The sequence below is a fragment of the Bacteroidia bacterium genome, from assembly GCA_041391665.1.
Classification (GTDB): domain Bacteria; phylum Bacteroidota; class Bacteroidia; order J057; family J057; genus JAGQVA01.
Window position 1 is genome coordinate 479,932 of record JAWKNO010000001.1, and the last position, 18,185, is coordinate 498,116.

General features: G+C 46.1%; 17 protein-coding genes. 4 read left to right on the top strand and 13 right to left on the bottom strand.

Annotated elements, in window-relative coordinates; genetic code table 11:
- Positions 1-96: 96 nt before the first annotated feature.
- Positions 97-510, bottom strand: coding sequence for a helix-turn-helix transcriptional regulator (locus tag R3D00_01945; protein ID MEZ4771913.1), 414 nt, complete (start codon positions 508-510; stop codon positions 97-99).
- Positions 511-988: 478 nt separating this feature from the next.
- On the opposite strand from R3D00_01945, the gene R3D00_01950 reads away from it, so the two are divergent.
- Positions 989-3,625, top strand: a complete 2,637-nt coding sequence (locus tag R3D00_01950) for an AAA family ATPase (protein ID MEZ4771914.1) — start codon at positions 989-991, stop codon at positions 3,623-3,625.
- Here R3D00_01950 and R3D00_01955 read toward each other — a convergent pair.
- Both R3D00_01955 and R3D00_01960 read right to left on the bottom strand, forming a co-directional pair.
- Positions 3,622-5,421, bottom strand: a complete 1,800-nt coding sequence (locus R3D00_01955; GenBank protein ID MEZ4771915.1) for a hypothetical protein — start codon at positions 5,419-5,421, stop codon at positions 3,622-3,624. The two genes, R3D00_01950 and R3D00_01955, sit on opposite strands and share 4 nt — an antisense overlap.
- A gap of 97 nt (positions 5,422-5,518) precedes the next feature.
- Positions 5,519-5,848: a YegP family protein gene (locus R3D00_01960; GenBank protein MEZ4771916.1), complete on the bottom strand. Its 330-nt coding sequence runs from the start codon at positions 5,846-5,848 to the stop codon at positions 5,519-5,521.
- Between the two features lie 196 nt (positions 5,849-6,044).
- Between R3D00_01960 and msrA the strand changes: the two genes are divergently transcribed.
- Positions 6,045-6,581 carry a peptide-methionine (S)-S-oxide reductase MsrA gene (gene msrA / locus R3D00_01965; GenBank protein MEZ4771917.1) on the top strand — a complete coding sequence of 179 codons (537 nt, stop codon included), beginning with the start codon at positions 6,045-6,047 and terminating at the stop codon, positions 6,579-6,581.
- 35 nt (positions 6,582-6,616) lie between these two features.
- Here msrA and kdsA read toward each other — a convergent pair whose 3' ends face one another.
- The 4 genes from kdsA to R3D00_01985 all read right to left on the bottom strand — a co-directional run bounded on the left by kdsA (position 6,617) and on the right by R3D00_01985 (position 8,628).
- Positions 6,617-7,396 carry a 3-deoxy-8-phosphooctulonate synthase gene (gene kdsA, locus R3D00_01970; protein MEZ4771918.1) on the bottom strand — a complete coding sequence of 260 codons (780 nt, stop codon included), beginning with the start codon at positions 7,394-7,396 and terminating at the stop codon, positions 6,617-6,619.
- On the bottom strand, positions 7,393-7,995 hold the full coding sequence (locus tag R3D00_01975; GenBank protein MEZ4771919.1) for an SIS domain-containing protein: 603 nt from the start codon (positions 7,993-7,995) through the stop codon (positions 7,393-7,395). Before R3D00_01975 ends, kdsA begins: the two co-directional genes overlap by 4 nt.
- A gap of 68 nt (positions 7,996-8,063) precedes the next feature.
- A complete protein-coding gene (locus tag R3D00_01980; protein ID MEZ4771920.1) occupies positions 8,064-8,432 on the bottom strand; it encodes a putative toxin-antitoxin system toxin component, PIN family in 369 nt (122 codons plus the stop codon).
- Complete coding sequence (locus tag R3D00_01985; protein MEZ4771921.1) at positions 8,416-8,628, bottom strand: hypothetical protein; 213 nt, start codon at positions 8,626-8,628, stop codon at positions 8,416-8,418. The genes R3D00_01980 and R3D00_01985 overlap by 17 nt, the downstream gene beginning before the upstream one ends.
- Before the next feature lie 136 nt (positions 8,629-8,764).
- On the opposite strand from R3D00_01985, the gene R3D00_01990 reads away from it, so the two are divergent.
- The gene (locus R3D00_01990) at positions 8,765-8,962 is read left to right on the top strand and encodes a YwbE family protein (GenBank protein ID MEZ4771922.1); all 198 of its coding nucleotides are present in this window, start codon (positions 8,765-8,767) and stop codon (positions 8,960-8,962) included.
- Positions 8,963-8,989: 27 nt separating this feature from the next.
- Here the strand turns inward: R3D00_01990 and R3D00_01995 are convergent, their stop codons facing one another.
- The 4 genes from R3D00_01995 to R3D00_02010 all read right to left on the bottom strand — a co-directional run bounded on the left by R3D00_01995 (position 8,990) and on the right by R3D00_02010 (position 14,812).
- A complete protein-coding gene (locus R3D00_01995) occupies positions 8,990-11,173 on the bottom strand; it encodes a caspase family protein (protein MEZ4771923.1) in 2,184 nt (727 codons plus the stop codon).
- Positions 11,174-11,191: 18 nt separating this feature from the next.
- On the bottom strand, positions 11,192-12,886 hold the full coding sequence (locus R3D00_02000) for a hypothetical protein (GenBank protein MEZ4771924.1): 1,695 nt from the start codon (positions 12,884-12,886) through the stop codon (positions 11,192-11,194).
- A gap of 65 nt (positions 12,887-12,951) precedes the next feature.
- Positions 12,952-13,512, bottom strand: a complete 561-nt coding sequence (locus R3D00_02005; protein MEZ4771925.1) for an HD domain-containing protein — start codon at positions 13,510-13,512, stop codon at positions 12,952-12,954.
- Position 13,513: 1 nt separating this feature from the next.
- The gene (locus tag R3D00_02010; GenBank protein ID MEZ4771926.1) at positions 13,514-14,812 is read right to left on the bottom strand and encodes an aminotransferase class V-fold PLP-dependent enzyme; all 1,299 of its coding nucleotides are present in this window, start codon (positions 14,810-14,812) and stop codon (positions 13,514-13,516) included.
- A 50-nt stretch (positions 14,813-14,862) separates the two neighbouring features.
- Here R3D00_02010 and R3D00_02015 point away from each other — a divergent pair, with 50 nt between their 5' ends.
- Positions 14,863-15,435: a 3'-5' exonuclease gene (locus R3D00_02015; GenBank protein ID MEZ4771927.1), complete on the top strand. Its 573-nt coding sequence runs from the start codon at positions 14,863-14,865 to the stop codon at positions 15,433-15,435.
- Between the two features lie 3 nt (positions 15,436-15,438).
- On the opposite strand, the gene R3D00_02020 is transcribed toward R3D00_02015, so the two are convergent.
- Both R3D00_02020 and R3D00_02025 read right to left on the bottom strand, forming a co-directional pair.
- Positions 15,439-15,936 carry an acetyl-CoA carboxylase biotin carboxyl carrier protein subunit gene (locus R3D00_02020; GenBank protein MEZ4771928.1) on the bottom strand — a complete coding sequence of 166 codons (498 nt, stop codon included), beginning with the start codon at positions 15,934-15,936 and terminating at the stop codon, positions 15,439-15,441.
- Positions 15,929-18,166, bottom strand: coding sequence for an MMPL family transporter (locus R3D00_02025; protein MEZ4771929.1), 2,238 nt, complete (start codon positions 18,164-18,166; stop codon positions 15,929-15,931). The genes R3D00_02020 and R3D00_02025 overlap by 8 nt, the downstream gene beginning before the upstream one ends.
- Positions 18,167-18,185: the final 19 nt, after the last annotated feature.

The following is an 18,185-nucleotide window of genomic DNA, read 5'->3' on the forward strand; positions in this document are numbered from 1 at the left end:
TTATTCCCGACTGCAAAGTTACGCTTATGATAACTAAAAGCAAAAAACCGCAACCCATGGGCTGCGGTCTGTCGCAAAGCTGTTATGCAACGGTTATCAGTAATGGATAAGATTTGCCTGATATTCAGAAGGACTTTTGCCCGTCCATTTTTTAAATGTGCGCGAGAACACACTGATTTCTGAAAATCCCAGAACCTGCGCAATTTCGCCTTTACTTACTTTGGGTTCACGCAAATAAGCGATGGCCAACTGCTTTCTCATAGAGTTCAATAATTTTTGATAGCTGGTACCTTCTTCTTTGAGTTTCATCTGCAGACTGCGGACGCTCATGGAGAGGTAGTCGGCTACGACTTCGATGCCGGGTGATTCATCTTTCAACTGCTGGAGCAAGAGGCGTTTGACCTGATAAGTATAACTTTCTGAGGGAGATTCCTTCCGCATAAAGTCCTGAGCATGTTTGTCAAACAAGTAATTAAGCTTTGGATTGGTAGGTGTAAAGCGCGTTTTCATATCACCTGATTATTTTTTGTTATTACTTAGTATGGCCTCTCCGGTCCTTCCGGAAAGGATGTAAACAATATTTTTTGTGTCAGCCACAAGTGGATGACAGTCTTTCATGATGTAAATGGGGGATGGTTGTTGTTTGGTTCCCAACCTTTTTAAATAAAGTTTAAGAGGTCTGAAACCAATAGAAAGGGTTTAAGCTGGATTATGAGCATCAAAGTAAGTTCCCCAAACCGCCGGAAACCATTATCCGGCCTGTAATATGGAGAGATAAACCAAAATCCGTTCCACAAATCGGGGCAGGAAAGAATTTGTGCTGATTTGTAAGAAATCTCATGAAGAAAAAAGTGTCTGGGTTTTTCGCTTTGAATCTGGCAAAGGCTTTGTTTTAATCAAAGATTTATGGGATATTTCGATCTATACCTTTAACCAGAAATTATCATTGTCTCTGTTACTTTCATTAGGCAATTAGACGTAGATTTTTATGGCCAATCAGAAACCCTCCGACTTTGTAAAGCATAAGTTTAAATCGCTGCAAACCTATTCATCTACTGAATGGCTGGCAGATAGTAAGAAAAAATACAGGCAGGTTTTTGACAAAAGTGAAACCAGCTACCTCTATGCAGAGTTTTCTTTTTTTAACAAACTGTTTGATGAAGAGGATTGGGAAGCCAGTATCAGGCTCAAGGCATTTTCTGAGCCTTATGGAGACGTTACGACCCGAAAGGAACTCTGCAACATCGAGGTCAAAAAAAGTGTTACCAAAGACCTCAATATCGTATATGTGCGTGAAGGCTGGGGCAATGACAAAGCGGGTTCCTTCTGGAAAGAAGGCGACTATTCATGGGAAGCATACATAGATGACCAACTGATCAGTACACAATGGTTTTATGTGTATGATGTCGGAAATGTAACCATGAATGACAATCCGTATCTGTCTATTGATTCTGTACGGATGTATGAAGGGGGAAATGGTGACAGCCTTCCGGGAAGCAGTAAATTTTACTCTGAATTTCACAACTCTGAAACCCGGTTTATATGGATAGAGTTTAAAGCCATTAATAAACTCAGCAAGCCCTGGATGGCTGAGCTGGTGTTTAATTTCTATAATGATGCCCGGCAGCTAAAAGGACGAACACTGGAACTGAAAAAGGTGGGAGAGAAAGACTCGCATTTTACTGTTACCTCCGGATGGGGCTCTGACCATAAAGGTACCTGGTTTGTTGACAATTATACGGTCGAGATTGTCTTTATGGACACGCTCATCGGAATCGTTCCTTTTAAGGTTGGCGACGCATTTGTGGAAGGCGACAACCCCCTTCTTCAACCCGAAGAAACTACGCCTGGGAGTCTGATTGGCGCCCCTACACCGTTAGATCCTGATGCTCAGACCCTCGATGAAGTACTGTCCGAACTTGACGGACTGATCGGCCTTGATGGCATCAAGCAGCGCATAAGAGAGTATTCGCAATACCTGAACTTCCTGAATCTCAGGAAGGAAAAAGGGTTTATCGATACTCAGCCTCAAAATCTTCACGTCGTATTCACCGGCAACCCCGGCACTGGCAAAACTACTGTTGCACGTATGCTGGGCAAAATCTACAAAAAACTGGGACTGCTGTCCCGGGGCCATGTACATGAAGTGGACCGTGCCGACATTATCGGTGAATACATCGGCCAAACTGCGCCTAAAGTAAAAGCGGCAATTGAAAAAGCCCGGGGCGGAATTCTGTTTGTCGATGAAGCCTATGCGTTGAGCCGTGGTGGAGACGATAGTAAAGATTACGGCAGAGAGGTGATCGAATTACTGGTGAAAGAAATGTCGGGTGAGAAAGGGGATCTCGCGATTGTTGTTGCCGGATATCCCAAGGAAATGGAAAATTTCCTTACCTCTAACCCCGGCCTGAAATCCCGGTTTCAGATGCGATTCGACTTCCCGGATTATACACCGCAAGAGCTCGAAGAAATCGCACGCTACTGGGCTGAAAAAAGCCTTGTCAGCTTCTCTGATGAAGCAATGGCCTATCTCGACCGGCAACTTACCGAGGCTTTCAGAAACAGAGACCGCACATTTGGCAATGCGCGGTACGCGCTTTCCCTCGTAAATGAGGCGAAAATGAACCTGGGCCTTCGAATTATGAAGGAAACCGATCCCAAATCGCTGACCAACGAGGACTTATCCATTATTCAGATGGAAGATGTGGAGGAAATTTTTGAGCCTCAATCGCGTAAAAAGGCGCGGATTCCTATTGATGAAGAACTGCTTCGCGGTGCGCTCGACGAACTCGACCGCCTGATCGGGCTGGAGTCTGTGAAAACAGAAGTGCATGAAATGGTGAAGCTGGTGCGTTTTTATAAAGAGATTGGGAAAAACGTCACAAACCGGTTGTCGCTCCACGCCATATTTACTGGTAATCCCGGTACCGGCAAAACTACGGTCGCCCGTATCATGGCAAAAATATATAAGGCACTCGGTATACTTGAACGAGGAACACTTCTCGAAGTCGACCGGCAAGGGCTTGTCGCAGGTTTTATCGGACAGACAGCGATCAAGACAGCCGAAGTGATCGAAAAAGCCCGGGGGGGAGTATTGTTTATCGATGAAGCCTATTCTCTTTCATCAGGCGGGAAAAATGATTTTGGGCAGGAAGCCATTGAGACTTTACTCAAAAGAATGGAGGATATGCGGGGCGAACTGGTTGTCATCGCTGTTGGTTACCCCGACAATATGAACCAGTTTCTCGAAGCAAACCCTGGCCTGAAGTCCCGCTTTGACCGAAAATTTGAGTTCTCAGATTATTCTCCTTCGGAGCTGATGGAAATATGTGTCAATATCCTGAAAGATGAAAAAATCAGGATCGTAGAAGATGCAAAAGCGCACCTTATTTTATATTTCCAATATCTGCACCGATACAAGAATAAATTTTTTGGAAATGCCCGTGCTGTGCGGAAAGTAGTTGAGAAAGCTATAAAAAACCAACATCTGCGACTGGCCTCATTGTCTTCTGCCGAACGAACCCCCGAAATGCTTGAAGAACTTCGTCTGCAGGACGTACAGGAGTTTGAAGCCGGCAATGACAGCCTGCTGGAGGGGGGAAGCCAAAACCGGGTAGGTTTTTAATCGTTTCTCACAATGGCGTTGAGCTGGTCGGAGAGTATTTCCAGCCCGGCGATATTGTTGTCATAAATGATCGTCGGGAACCGGAGAAAATCTTTGGGTACGTCTCTGGCATGCTGGCTGATGATGATCACATGTTTGCCGAGCGTGTGTGCGATGCCTGTTTTGTAAAATACATCCGGGTGTTTGTAGGTCAGGTCTGCAATAATCAGATCTACTTCATTCAACCGTGTCCACGTATCTTCGAGTTCATTTTCAGAAAATAGCGCATCAGCCCGTATGCTATCGTATCCCAGCGATTTTAGTGTGTCGCTAAGATGTCCCCATAGTGCTTCTGACCAGTAAGCTTCCAGCGGCATGGCAACCAGACAAGTTCGGACTTTGAGCTTGAAATCCAGGTTTTTGAATACCGGCCTTACCACCAGTTCATGTGGCCGCGAAGGTTTTGTTTTTTCGGGCGAAAGGATGGGCTTTTCTTCTTCCGGGCGGTAAGTCGAAAGATTGAGTTGTTCCCAGATCAGCGCACGTACAATCTGGTGGGTCTCATGTTCTCCCCACATCATGCTCAGACTTCCATAAGGTTCGTGTGCAGGCGACTGGAATTGAAACATCAGGCTGAAAGTTTGACCGGTAACAGCCTGATTCATCCCAAAAAGAAGAAAGCTTACATTGGGCTGGTGTTGGCTATAGACCGTTTTCAATTGTCTGAGACTTAGTGCCGGATAGGTTTCTCCCTGAAGCGTAGAAAGAAAAGCCGTAGGCGCTTCTTTCTGAAGATATTTGGCAGAAATACCCGCAATGAGGCGTATCACTTTATCCAGTGAAAATTCTTTTTGTGAAAACCGGAACATCTCGTGCACCATAGATGCCCGTGCAATAGGTGCCGTGAAATCCTGGGTAAAAAGCAGGGTCTGGCGAATCAACTCTCTGATTTCCCGGTTTGTGCCAGTAGTGATTTCTGCTTTGATCGACGGGCGTTGGTCTGGATCAAGTACCAGAAGAATATCTACCAGTTCCCCCTCTGTGGTCGCTGCATCCATATATACGCGTTTGAGCACACGCCGACGCATTTCAAAAAAACGGCGGAGTCCTTTCATCCCTATATCGGAGTAAGATTCTCCATCCATCGTGATTACCCGGATATTAAAAGGGGCCCGGGTAAGAAACCGAACGGAAATATCTTCCAGCATCTGAAGCAAAACGCTGACCGAAACATCCTGATCCAAAAAAAACGAGTCGCGGAGTGTCGTGAAATTTTTGGAGTTTGCAGGAGTGTCTGGTAAAGTCGTTTGCTCGATTTTGGGTACGGAATAAGCCTTCTGAACGGCCTCCTTAGCCTGAATTTCTCTTTCTTTTGACTTCGCGTTGATGCGAAGATCGCGGATTAATTCTTCAAGGAGGATTTGTTTTTCAATTTCTTCATCTGTAGGTGGGGTATATTCACCCTGAAGAATCTTGCTAATGAGGTTGTTTCTGTATTTTGTGCCAGCAACAATCACAAATTGCCCTTCACCCGGAGAAGAATTGCGGGTGAAACGGACATTTACACTTACGCTTTTTCCGTCCTGGCCACTGCATGAAGCCGCAATGGAGCGAATGGTCTCCTCTGTACTTTTATAAGTTGTTTCTAATTCCCAAAAATCAAGACCATAAAAACTGCTTCCCTCATAGGTGGTCATATAAGCATTAAAGGGTGAACCATCCATAAAGGAGGAGGAAACATCCTTCAGGCGTTGAACAAAAATTTCAACGGTAGGGAATATAAATCTGCCATAGAGAGGAAGTTGGGAAGCCGCCATAAAAAGTATTCGCGCAAATTAGTGCAAAACAAAAATAAAAGGGATTTCAAAGCAGGAGACCTGTTCTGAAATCCCGGTAATCAAGTATCTGCCAGAACTATGCAGTAAGGTCTTTCACTTCGCCTTCTGCGGCATTTTTTCTTACAGATTCAATACCATTTTCCATGCCGTCTTTTGATGCGTACATCTGGCTGGAACCGATGATCTGGCCATTGGCGGCTTTCAGATTGAAGTGATGTTTTCCATTAGAGGCAACTTTTCTTTCAAAACGGTTGTCGTCACCCGCATTTTTCTTCACGGATTCGATCCCATTCTGAGCACCGCCCTTATTGGAATAACCTTCACTTGAGAGGATTACTTGCCCGTTTCTCGCTTTCAGACGAAAGTAAAACTCTTTGCTTTTTTCGCTTTGATAAATTTCAAACATAGCTTGCAAAATATGGTTTGAGAGTAAAAGTAAACAACTTAATCGTTGAAAATTTAACAGAACTTATGAGAAAATAAAAACGAAGGATGCATTCTTTTATTGAACTTGTCGTATACTGAACAATTTGACTCCTCAAAATGTTGTAAATAGCCGTAAAATAGCGGTTCTGTAAGAACAACTCAATCCAACAAAGAATATGGAAGGACTAAAAAAAGCTACATTTGGCGCCGGTTGTTTCTGGTGTGTGGAGGCTGTTTTTCTGGAATTGAAAGGTGTTGTGGCAGTTGAATCCGGATATTCCGGCGGCCATGTTAAAAATCCTTCATACAAGGCTATCTGCACCGGTACCACCGGCCACGCAGAAGTAGCACAGATTACTTATGATCCGGCGGTCATCACCTTTGACCAATTGCTCGAAGTATTTTGGAAAACGCATGATCCGACAACATTAAACCGCCAGGGAAATGACGCCGGGCCACAATATCGTTCGGTAGTTTTTTATCACGACGAAGAGCAGAAGGAGAAAGCTGAGTTTTACAAAAAACAACTGGATGCCAGCGGTGCATATCAGAAACCCATTGTAACCGAGATCAGCCCGCTGATCAATTATTATCCGGCAGAGGATTATCACCAAAACTATTACGCAGGAAACGCCAATCAGCCCTACTGTGTATTTGTGATTCAGCCCAAACTGGACAAGTTTCGCAAAGTTTTTGCGGATCAGTTGAAGTAACTGGCTTTACGGCTTTCGGTGCAGCGGCATCAGTCTCAAACGGCTGTTGCCGCTTTTACTTTTACCGCCCTCGTGAGCAGTTCTTCCAGTAAATCCAGCCGCAACATACTGGCTGCATCGCTTTTTGCGCGGGACGGATCGGGATGTGTTTCGATAAACAGCCCGTCGGTTCCTGCGGCTATAGCCGCCAGGCAAAGTGTACCGATCATCGCTGCATCGCCTCCGGTAATACCGGCTGTCTGGTTGGGCCTTTGTACCGAATGGGTGCAGTCCATCACCACCGGGCAGCCGGTTTTTTGCATACGGGGAATAGCCGTCATGTCCACGACCAGCGAGTCGTATCCGAAGGTGGTCCCCCTTTCGGTGAGCCAGATCTGCTCATTTCCCGTTGACCGTACTTTTTCCACGGCAAACTGCATGGCTTCGGGCGACAAAAACTGCCCCTTTTTGATATTAACCCCTTTGCCTGTCTCCCCGGCAGCGATCAACAGATCGGTTTGCCTGCATAAAAATGCCGGAATCTGGAGATAATCCACATATTGTGCGACTTCCGCGCATTCCCACGTTTCGTGAACGTCGGTAAGTACCGGTACGCCGGTTTCTTCTCTGATATTCCGGAGAATTTCCAGCGCCTCCGGCTTATCAATACCGGTAAAACTGTCAAGTTTTGTGCGGTTGGCCTTTTTATAAGAGCCTTTGAAGATATAGGTAATGCCCAGCCGGTCTGTGATTGCTTTTACTTCACGGGCGATTTCCATGGGTGTATGCCTGTCTTCAATCGCACAGGGACCGGCAATAAGGAATAATGGTTTCATACGTTGTCGTTTTTGAGAATGGAGCCCAGATACCCGCCGTGATGGCGTTTGAAAAAACCCTCACGGGTAAAGCCGGTTTTTTCGATGAGCATAATGGTCAGAATATGCCCGATGACCAGCATCGCGGTGATAGATGTGGTAGGCGTGAGGTTGAGCGGACAGATTTCTTCCGGCCCCCCGGTAAAAAGAACAACATCTGCCTCCAGCGCCAGCGGACTTTCCTGATTGCCGGTAATGACGATGATGGGATTCTCTCCGTGAAGGTTGCGGGTGAGGGTGATGAGTTCGAGCAACTCGCGGGTTTTCCCGGAGTTGGAGATCAGAATCATCGGATCATGGTGGTGGAGCATACCCAGATCACCGTGCTGGGCTTCTGTGGGGTGAAGAAATACCGCAGGTGTGCCTGTGGCCGAAAGGGTAGAGGCAAGATTGCGCGCAACCTGTCCGGCTTTGCCAAGCCCCGTAGTAATGACTTTGCCGTGTTCCTGATGGACGTAGCGGAAAAGTATGTCCACTACTTTATCAAAATCATTGGTTTGGGGAATATCTAAAATAGCCTTTGCTTCAGCTTCTAAGATCGTTTGGATTTTGGGGTTCATTTTTGGAGAGGGATAAGGATAATTTTTGGGAAAAAGTTTCAAGCGAAATTACACTTACCCGGGGAAAATCAACATCCTCTAGTACATTTGAAATGTTTGTCGTGAGATACGATAAAGTCTGCATTTGCAGCCACTGCACAATCAACAAACTTATTGTCATCAGGATCTTGTGTGATAAGATTCCAATTGAAATAAGGGTTTACCAAATAGACATTTGGAAGGAATATTAAAAAATCCAGTTTTCGATCTGAATAATCAAGACCAAATCGTTCTGTAATTTTTTCTTCATATTCAGAAAGGATTTCATTTGATACGAATAATTCATACTCATTATTCAAAAGACTCTCAAACACCCAGTAAAATCTAAAGCCTGGCGCTAGTGAAACAAGGAATACATTCGTATCAAGTATTACCTTTAATTTATTGGTTTTCTTCATTTAGCCAGGCTTCAAGGTCTGATTCTTGGATTCCTTTTTTCTTTATGGCTTCGCCAACGGACCTTGTTAGTCTTCTTGCAAAGAATTTGCCGAGAATTTTTTTCACTTCATGCAGTTCTTCTTCAGTAGGATTGAAGGAGTAAACTCTTAATAACTCAAGTTGGAGTGGGGACAATTTGGTGATATTACTTCTCATAAATTTCAGACTAATCGCCATTAAATATACAAAAATTCAACATACCATTCTATACGCCCAGAAAATCTCCGAAGTTATCTCTGTGCAAAAATCACCAATTCTGCATTCTTTGAATCTAAGCCCGTATGTTTGTAGTATGAATGGCAAAAACCGAAAAGATATACGACCCGGACTCCGCGTTGCGGTTGTCCAGAAGCAGGACCAGCGATCCGGAAAAACTACGGAAGGTGTGGTGAAAGATATTCTGACCAATTCGCCCAACCACCCTCACGGCATTAAGGTGCGGCTGGAAAATGGCGTAGTCGGACGCGTCCAGGAAATATTGGGGGAATAATTATCTTGTGTTTTATTCCCCCACAATTTATGCTTTTTCCTTCCTGGGATCGTACTGAAGATTGGAAACGTAAATCTTATAGGTACTTACTTCCCAGCTGATTTTGGGCATTTCGGGTTGGGTATCTTCATCATCTTCAAAATCAAATCCTCTGGTACGGTCTGAAGCTACTGTTGTACCTGGAAGCGGAATCGGGTCAAGGTGGAAAGGTGTCATATCAAATGGCGTGGCGCTGACGATGAGTTTCATGAAGTTTTCCTGTCCCTGCCAGTTGTCATTGATGATATAATCGTCAACCCCTATCCGAATATATTTTTGGCCATTTTCCAGTTTCTTTCCACGGGATTTTAGCGTGAGGTCGCCTTCTTTGGTCCATTTTTCCAGACCCAGTTGCGGGCGCTCCATCATGCCCTTTTTTTCATCAGTCAGAAAGGCAAAGCTGGAAGGCATGTAGATCAGGCTGACGTACAACAGTTGGTCGGAATAGTTTTTCAACTCAAAGCGAAGACTATGTGTTGGATTGTCCTTTCCGACTTCCAGGGTGATTTCTTTGTCTTTGGGAAGGAGTCGTTTTTCAGTTCCATTTTCATATTCCTGAACAAACAATTCGACCGGAAACATTCTGGCGGAAGGAACATGCAAGCCCGCGGGAACTGCCTGTGTAGGTGTTTCCAGATCGCGAAGGAATGTCCAGAGTGCGATCTGCCGGAAATCTTCAAAGGCGATATCGAGTTTTTGCGGCAAAAGTTTTGCTCCGTCCCGGTATTTGATCGGCAGGAGAATCGGCCTTGCGGGGTCAAATGGACGGGTAGTCTTATAAGTATCGTCTCCGGCAATAATTACATAGTCAGCTTCACCCTCTTTGTCTGTAAGGTCGAAGGTCTTCATGGTCAATTTTGCGAGACGTTTTTTCAGTTCTTCGCGGGCCATTTTCGCCCCTTCTTCGGCACGGGCTTTATTTCCGGTTTCGCTTTCAGCTTTGACATGGATTTTCAGATTGGCAAAAGAAAGCCCATCTACTTCTCCCCGGAAAGATACACCTGGCACAGGTTTGAAATCATCTGGTAAGGCGAGTGTGGAATGTGTCAGGAAAACGGCTTTTACTTTTGTTACAGTTTTTTTCGCGGGGTCATTGTTGGGATAAACTGTTACTTTTACAGCCTTTGCGTCCATGGGTACCCCGTGCAAAGCGCCAAGGTCCATTCGCCATTCCTTTTCGCTTTCGTTGTACTCGACGGTTCCATAAGAGGGAAGACCGTTGGGTTCGTTGGTGAGAAACGTATTGTAACGGTTGCCGGGATTGTCGGTGCGGATATAAAACTGTGGGGTCTGGCGTTTGTCCTGTACATCCTCTTCGGAAGAGAACAAAAACCGCATCCGGTTGGTGATCCGGTTGTGTAATTCGTGGTAGCTTACGCGGCCTTTATGTGATTCGAGGATATCGACGAGTGCGCGGGTAAAGGCGCCATTGGTACTGCCCTGAATCGGTGCTTCCCATGCCAGCTCTACTTCCCGGCAGGCGGCAAGCATGACATGGTTGCCCTGTGGCAGTATCTCATCCAGAGGCAGATTTTGCGTCAGTTTCTTTTTGATGACAGGATCATTCTGGAAAATAAACTCTTCCGGCTTTCTGCCTGCAATCGCGCCCGTGTAAACCTGGCGGGATTTTGCTTTGGCCGCAGCATCTTCCGGAAAAACAGAGCGCGTATTTTCTCCTGAATGACAGCAGTCAAAAATGGTCACCACATGTGCCTTTTCGTTATTTTCTCCGGCAAGTTTTCTGATCAGATAGCGAAGTTCTTTATCTGCAAGAATGGTTTCGCCCGGATTTTTATTGAAATCATAGCACATCAGCCCTGCGATATTTCCGTCGATTTCGTTTTCTGCGAATACCGGAAGTGTAGCTTTTTCCCTCAGCCCGTGTCCTGAGTAATAAAACACGGCCACATCGCCAGGTTTTGCCTGACCCAGATGCGTTTCAAAAGCTTTGACAATATTTGCTTTGGTTGCCGCAACAGGCCCCGGGCTGGTGATTTTTTCGATATGCACCTCGCTAAACTGTGTTTTAACGAAGTCATTTCCCAGGTACTGATCAAAAAGATCAATATCGCTGATACAGCCATTCAGTTGGTATCTTTCGCTGAGATTCGGATATTGGTTTATCCCTACAAGCAGGGCAAACATACGGGGGCGATGGGTGGTTTGAGCCATTTGGGGTTATTTTAAAGATTATACTTTTCCTGCCATGAAGGTGCTGATCTTTTCATCTCCGCCAGAGAGCGTCCTTGAGAATACATCAGAAATTACTCCCCAGAGAAACAGCTTGAGGTAGTCGTACAAACCCTCTGAGCCAAAGGTGTCTCCACCATCTATATAGATTTGTTGAAATCCAAGCAGTAATACCACAATGAAGGTTGCCAGCGTTACCAATGGCCGGAAATAGGCATAACGAACGCGCGCACTGGCGTTTACACCTGTGAAGAAAGAGATAAACCTCAACCATACACTTTCCAGTTTTTGCCAGAAGGTTTTGTCGCTGGTGGTGGTGGTTCCCGTTGTATCAACCTTAACACCGATTTTGTCTATTTCAACCTTGATCATCTCGTCTGCGCCTGGGATGTCCACACCGCCAACAGAACGCGATTTGCTGGATTCAGTGTCAGAGGCAACCAAACCCTGTATTCTGGCAAGTCCTGTCTGAACTTCTTCATCCTTTCCGTCGAGAATATTGTCTCTTACCAGTTGAAGGCTGGAACTCAGGTCTCCGGAAAGCGAAGAACTGATTTTTTTGTTTTTGATCTGTTCGCCAATCCTTTCATGGAGTCTTTCCAATTGCTGGATTTGCGTTACCTTTTTTTCTGTGGGAGCGAGCAGTTCAAGCACTGCATTTTTTCCGTCTTCGTCTTTTACCTTATTGATTTCAGCTTCGATGCCATCAAGTTCGCCCAGAACATGTTTTCTTGAAATTTCATCCGAAAACCTGTCGGCTTTGGTTCTGAGGGGGATATACTTGTCCATCAGTTCGAGCTGAGGCCCTGCCTGATCCACAGACTTCATCAGTCTGCCTACGATAATGCCGAGTATCAGGGCAATGACGGCTCCGAAGACCCCGATTCGGGAGTAAACGGTCATTGAAACAGTAGATGTATCGGGATAATCTTTATAGTGAAGTCTTACCCTTCCCGTATATTCATCAGGCCTAAGTTTTTTATCTTTTTTTACTTCAAACTGTGCCACACCAATTCCTCCGGCAGGAATGATTTTGTCTTCATTTGTCCATTCAAAATCATCTTCAGAAAGAGATTCTCCCGTTTCCTTACCTTTCAATGTGAGCGAAAACCGCTCCATTTCCATGGACGACTGGCCGGTATTTTCGATACGGAAACTGATGGTGCGGTTGTTGATTTTTGGGGGAAGAATACCGTTGAGCCATGAAGGCGAAGCCATTTTCAAATTGAGTGTGGCATCTTCTTCCACAATAGCCACCTGATTAGGATCTTTGATATCTACCGTAACCGGTATGGTCCATTGGCAATCGCTGTCCTGCGCATCAATAATAATAGCGCCTTTGTACACACCAGATTTTGCCAACTGACTCAGGGCTATCAGTATTTCCTCTTTTTTTCCTTTGGCAATGCCAAAAGTGTTTTTGGAAAAAACGAGGTATTCCGGAGGAATGAAATCTTGTGTCTGAGGATTGACCAGAGACTGTGCGGTGAGCGTAACCTGTACACCTTCCGGACTGGTAAGGACAAAGCCTGAAGGGAAATTTTTGGGTGAGGTATCCATAATTCCGGTGATTCGAATCTCGGGATTTGGACTGGAAAACCGCAGCAGATTTTCGCATTGAGCGAAAACGTTAATAGTGGAAATCAGGAAAAAAGTAAAAATAATTCCTGATGCGGAAGCGGGGGTTGGTTTCATGAAGTATTTCGGCTTATTCAATTGTCAACGGTGGATTTAATTCCAAAGTACAAAAATATTTGAAATTATACCTCTTCTTTCAGGCTTTTCATTCCCTGCTTGAAGAGTTGGTCAAAATGGTTTTCCAATGCAGTATTTTCTCCGCGAAGTCCATTGACCACGGCTTGTGCCCAGATGAAGTACTCTTGCTTCCGTTCCAATGACCAGTCAAAGGGAGGCGAATGCATAATATCGTGGAGATTAGAGCATTTATCCGCCAGCTTGATCTGTTTTGCTCCTGGCGATTTGTGTGGCGCATGGGCTATCTGGAGCTGTTTTCTTTCAGTTTTTGGCAGGGATTTATCATCGGTTACTTCCTGAACATAGGCCAGTATGGTTTTCCCAAATGATGATTCTATTTCCTGCGGGGTTGTGTCGGTGTCTTCCAGGGTGTCGTGGAGAATGGCAGCTGCCAGCACATTTTCGTCTCTGACTTTACCGGTATGCCATAAGAGGTTTGCAACTTCAATCAGGTGGTTGACATATGGGCTTGCTTCGCGGTCTTTCCGGCGTTGATCCCTGTGTTTTTCTGCTGCAAATGAAAGGGCAGAAAGCAGGAGCCCCGGATTTACGTAGGGTTCTGACATATTATTTTTTTTGTTTTGATAGCTTATGTATGACCGCTGCGAGATAATCGAGTTCTTCGGTTGAGGTAAACACATTGGGGGAAATGCGCACGCCTTTCACATCCTCGTGTGTCGATTGGGTCACATAAATATTGTAGGTATTGGTAAGTTCGTTGCTCAGATCCACCGGATTCCATCCGTCAAGCAAAAAACTGGCAATACCGCAGGAGTGTTGCGGTTCGAGGGATGTATTAAAATGAATATCCGGAATGTCTTTTACCTGGTTTGTCCAGGATTCCTTCAGAAAACGAAGCCTCGCCTCCTTTCTCGGCGTACCGATCATATTGTGAAAGTCTATCGCATCTGAAACTGCCAGTTCCAGCGGAAAAGACCTTGTTCCAAGATGCTCAAATTTGGTGATACTGTCTTTCTCTTCCTCCGGATAACCATGCATGGGCCAGAGGTCAGAGATTTTATCTTTTTTTACATACAGCATGCCTGTTCCGAAGGGGGCACACAGCCATTTGTGGAGGCTGGTGCCAAAATAATCTCCGCCCAGGTCGGGAACATGGAAATCGAGCTGGCAAAAAGAATGGGCACCGTCGATGATCATCTGAATATTGTGTTTTCGGGCCAGCGTGGCAATTTCTCTGATCGGCATGATATATCCGGTGAGGTAGATCATGTGGCAGGCCAGGATCACTTTTGTTTTGGGGGTAATGGCTTCTTCAAATCTCCGGATGATTTCAGCGGAATCGGTTGACGGTACGGGGAGTCGAATCCGCACGATTTTTATTCCTTCGCGGTTGCTGCGCAGGTTGAGTGCACTTTGCATGCTGGGATAGTCCTGATCGGTGGTGAGGATTTCATCGCCCTTTTTGAGGTCGATACCGAGGATTGCTGTATCCAGAGCTTCGGTAGCACTTCGCATCATGGCGATTTCGTCTTCAGACGAACCGGCCAGGCCAGCGAGTTTTCGGCGAACCGAGCTGCGCATTTTCCCCATGACCCGCCACATATAATAGCCGGGGGCCTCATTGGCAAAGCGGTTGTACATTTCCACTTTTTCCTGCACGACTTTGGGGTGAGGGCTTACGCCGCCGCTGTTGAGGTTGATCATATTGGCGGAGGAGGTATAAGCCTGGCGTACCAGCGCCCAGAAGTCTTCGTCAGAAGCAGCTTCCAGTGGGTCAGGGTGAGAAATATGTTCCAGTTCTTCGCTTATATTTCTCGCCAGAACAGGATGCAGCAAGGGCATAGCCAGTGAGGTGCCGGCCAGGGAGCCAAGGGATCGCAAAAACTTTCTCCGTTGAATGGGCATGCCAAATAAATCACTAAATTACCCGAATGTAATAATTAAAATGCTAACGGATGTTTCTATTCTTCGATACAGAGACTACAGGATTGCCGAAAAACTGGAAGGCGCCGCTTACAGACCTGGCCAACTGGCCGCGGATGGTGCAACTGGCGTGGTTGGTATATGATGAAAATGCGCAGGAAATCGACCGGCGCAATTATCTGATTCAGCCGAAGGGTTTTCGGATACCTTCAGGCGTTTCGATGATTCACGGTATCACGACAGAAAAAGCCGCGAAGGAGGGGATCCCGCTGGAAGCGGCATTGGCAGCTTTTGCGGGAGCCATTGAAGAAGCTGACTGGCTCATAGCGCATAATATCGAATTTGACGAAAGGATTGTAGGCGCAGAGTTTCTTCGCACCGAAATCCCCAATCAGTTGTTTGACATGCCCCGGTTGTGCACGATGAAATCCTCTATAAACTATTGCCGGTTGCCGGGCAAATATGACCGTTATAAAAACCCGTCGTTGACGGAACTACACCAAAAGCTATTTGGCCACAAATTTGACGACGCCCACGACGCACTGGCCGATGTCGTAGCCTGCGCGCGGTGCTTTTTTGAGCTTAGAGAATTGGGGGTGATGTGAGTCTCACCCAAACGTCACCAGCAATTCATTTTTCTCTACCGAATCCTTCTCCTTTACATGGATTTTGGCAATGACGGCTTCGCCCGGCGATTTGATGATGTTTTCCATCTTCATCGCTTCGAGGATAAACAGCGGATCGCCTTTGTGTACTTGCTGGCCTTCTTTCACCATGATGGTATGAATCAGGCCTGGCATCGGCGCCTTGATGGATTCCAGCTTTTTTTTCATAGCCTCACCCATGCCGAGGGAATCGAGCAGCCGGTCGGTGCGGGAACGAAGTTTTACAGTGGTCTTTTTTCCGTTTATGCTGAGGGTTACTTCGCGGTTTTCCGGATCATTTTTTTGAATAAATACCCGGTATGAGCGATTGTCCAGAATCACATGCCAGAGGTTGTCGCTGATCTGCCGGATGTCTGGCTGGTATTCGCGGTCGTTGACCTTTACGGAATCATTTTCCCGCTCAATCTGCAGGATAAGGGTTTCTATGATTGCCTCAAACATGGTTGTCAAATAATGGCTTATCGTCGCGGTCAAATGTTGCCAGCAGCGAAGGGAGAAACAGCAGGTTGCTGAAAAGGGCAATACCTAAAGTCAGCGAAGTAAGCAGCCCCAGCGCCTGGGTGCCACCAAAGTCGGATGCCGTAAAACAGACAAAACCCACAAACAAAATCACAGAGGTATAAATCATGCTTACCCCTGTATCATTAAATGAGTTACTGATCGCATCGTTTACCGTATCGCCGAGTTTCCTCGCCAGCCGGTATCGGGCCAGAAAGTGTATGGAGTCATCCACCGCAATACCAAACGCCACCCCAAATACAAGTGCAGTGGAAGGCTTGAGCGCAATACCTACAAAACCCATAATACCTGCTACCATAAGCAGCGGGAGGATATTGGGAATCAGACTAATGGCAACCATCCGGAATGACCGGAAAAGCAATCCCATCATGATTGCGATTACGACAAAAGCAATAGCCAGACTTTGAAGCAGATTTTGGATGAGTGCATCATTTGCTTTGATAAAAATCTGGGTAGTGCCGGTAATGGCAACATCAAATTTTTCGGGATCAAAGATTGCATCCACATCCTTTCGCACAGAGTCCACAAGTTTTTCCATTTCGAGCGAACCAATATCTCTGACAGAAGCTGAGATACGGGTAACCTGCATGCTGGAGTCAGTAAGTGTCTTTGATAAGGCGGTTGTCCCGAAAAATGCTGTGCGTCGGGTGTAGTCGGCGATGAAGTTGTATTCGTTGCGGGAGGGGAGATCGTATTCTGCGGGGTCTCCACCAAAAAATGACTGACGGAAAAACTTGGCAAAATCTGCAATGCTGATAGACCGGCTGAGGTTGTTGTATTTTTGGAGTGAATCCTGTAGCTGCGCTACCTGCTCCAGCGTTTGCCGGCGGGTGACGCCTCGTTTTTTCTGGGTATCTACCAGTATTTCAAATGGAAGTGCGCCATTAAAGCGATCTTCAATGTATTTGAGATCGGTAAAAAGTTTGCTGTCCTGTGGAACGTCATCCACCATATATGCTACCGGCACAACTTTGAGCAATCCCCATATAGATAATGCTGTTAACATACCGGCAAAACTATATACCGCCCAGCGGTGGTTGTGTACAATGCGGTCAATGATTTTTAAGACAAACCCTACAGTCCGGCGGTCAAGGTGGCGGGTCTGGTTGCGGGTAGGGGGGGGGAGAAAGCTAAACACTACCGGAATCAGAAGCAGCGATATAAAAAATGCAGCGACCACACTCAGCCCGGCGACGATGCCAAATTCTTTCAGCGGCTGAATATTGGTAAAAGCGAGCACGCCCAGCCCTACAGCTGTTGTGGCATTGGTCATGACCGTTACAATACCTATTCGCTCAATCACCAAAATCAGCGACTTCATTTTATTGCCGGTCCGGCGAAATTCTATATGGTATTTGGTGATCAGATATACGCAGTTGGGAATGGTAATAACTGTGACCAGCGCCGGGATGATACCTGTGATGAGTGACATCTTATACCCAAACAATCCAATCAGCCCCATCGAAAAAACTATGACACTTCCGACCACGATCATTGGAAAAAAGACAGTAGAGAATGACCGGAAAAAGAGGGCGAGGGTGAGCGCCGTTACGATCAATGCGAGCATAAGGAACAGGAATAGCTCCTGTTTCACGGTCTCGTGCATATTGACGCGTATGACTGGAAACCCGGCGAAGCGCGCTTCTGTATGATGTTTTTCTCCAAATGCATTAATGACCGCTTTGGTTCCATTCAGAATGGATATCTTGGCATCGGTGTCCAGTTTTTTCGGGTCAAATGAAACGGCGATCAGCGTGGTCTTGGAATCAGCACTGAGCAAAAGCCCGTCGTAGAAAGGCCTTCCTTTAATTTTTTTGGCGAGACTATCCACCTCAGCCTGTGATTCCGGCCGCCTTTGTACAATAGGCTCCAGGCGAAATCCTTCGAGTGAATCATCCCTGATCACATCGTAAATGCGCGGAAGACTGATGACGCCGATAACTGCCTCTTGTTTTTCCAGTTCTCCGATCAGGTCATAGAGGTCGGCAAACATTTCGTAGCTGAAAATATCGCCCTCCACAGTAGCAACCATGACATTTGCATCGTCGCCAAAGTACTGCTGAAACTTATGGTAGTCTTTAAGTTCGTCTTCTCCGGTGAGGATGACATTGGAAAATTGCTGGACAAGCTCTGTGCCCCGTTTTGTCCACATAAAGACTGTTACTGCGCCT

Excerpts from the sequence above, each read along its gene's own strand:
- R3D00_01945 (MEZ4771913.1), bottom strand. The coding sequence starts at position 510 with ATGAAAACGCGCTTTACACCTACCAATCCAAAGCTTAATTACTTGTTT.
- R3D00_01950 (MEZ4771914.1), top strand. The coding sequence starts at position 989 with ATGGCCAATCAGAAACCCTCCGACTTTGTAAAGCATAAGTTTAAATCG.
- R3D00_01955 (MEZ4771915.1), bottom strand. The coding sequence starts at position 5,421 with ATGGCGGCTTCCCAACTTCCTCTCTATGGCAGATTTATATTCCCTACC.
- R3D00_01960 (MEZ4771916.1), bottom strand. The coding sequence starts at position 5,848 with ATGTTTGAAATTTATCAAAGCGAAAAAAGCAAAGAGTTTTACTTTCGT.
- msrA (MEZ4771917.1), top strand. The coding sequence starts at position 6,045 with ATGGAAGGACTAAAAAAAGCTACATTTGGCGCCGGTTGTTTCTGGTGT.
- kdsA (MEZ4771918.1), bottom strand. The coding sequence starts at position 7,396 with ATGAAACCATTATTCCTTATTGCCGGTCCCTGTGCGATTGAAGACAGG.
- R3D00_01975 (MEZ4771919.1), bottom strand. The coding sequence starts at position 7,995 with ATGAACCCCAAAATCCAAACGATCTTAGAAGCTGAAGCAAAGGCTATT.
- R3D00_01980 (MEZ4771920.1), bottom strand. The coding sequence starts at position 8,432 with ATGAAGAAAACCAATAAATTAAAGGTAATACTTGATACGAATGTATTC.
- R3D00_01985 (MEZ4771921.1), bottom strand. The coding sequence starts at position 8,628 with ATGAGAAGTAATATCACCAAATTGTCCCCACTCCAACTTGAGTTATTA.
- R3D00_01990 (MEZ4771922.1), top strand. The coding sequence starts at position 8,765 with ATGAATGGCAAAAACCGAAAAGATATACGACCCGGACTCCGCGTTGCG.
- R3D00_01995 (MEZ4771923.1), bottom strand. The coding sequence starts at position 11,173 with ATGGCTCAAACCACCCATCGCCCCCGTATGTTTGCCCTGCTTGTAGGG.
- R3D00_02000 (MEZ4771924.1), bottom strand. The coding sequence starts at position 12,886 with ATGAAACCAACCCCCGCTTCCGCATCAGGAATTATTTTTACTTTTTTC.
- R3D00_02005 (MEZ4771925.1), bottom strand. The coding sequence starts at position 13,512 with ATGTCAGAACCCTACGTAAATCCGGGGCTCCTGCTTTCTGCCCTTTCA.
- R3D00_02010 (MEZ4771926.1), bottom strand. The coding sequence starts at position 14,812 with ATGCCCATTCAACGGAGAAAGTTTTTGCGATCCCTTGGCTCCCTGGCC.
- R3D00_02015 (MEZ4771927.1), top strand. The coding sequence starts at position 14,863 with ATGTTTCTATTCTTCGATACAGAGACTACAGGATTGCCGAAAAACTGG.
- R3D00_02020 (MEZ4771928.1), bottom strand. The coding sequence starts at position 15,936 with ATGTTTGAGGCAATCATAGAAACCCTTATCCTGCAGATTGAGCGGGAA.
- R3D00_02025 (MEZ4771929.1), bottom strand. The coding sequence starts at position 18,166 with ATGTGGACAAAACGGGGCACAGAGCTTGTCCAGCAATTTTCCAATGTC.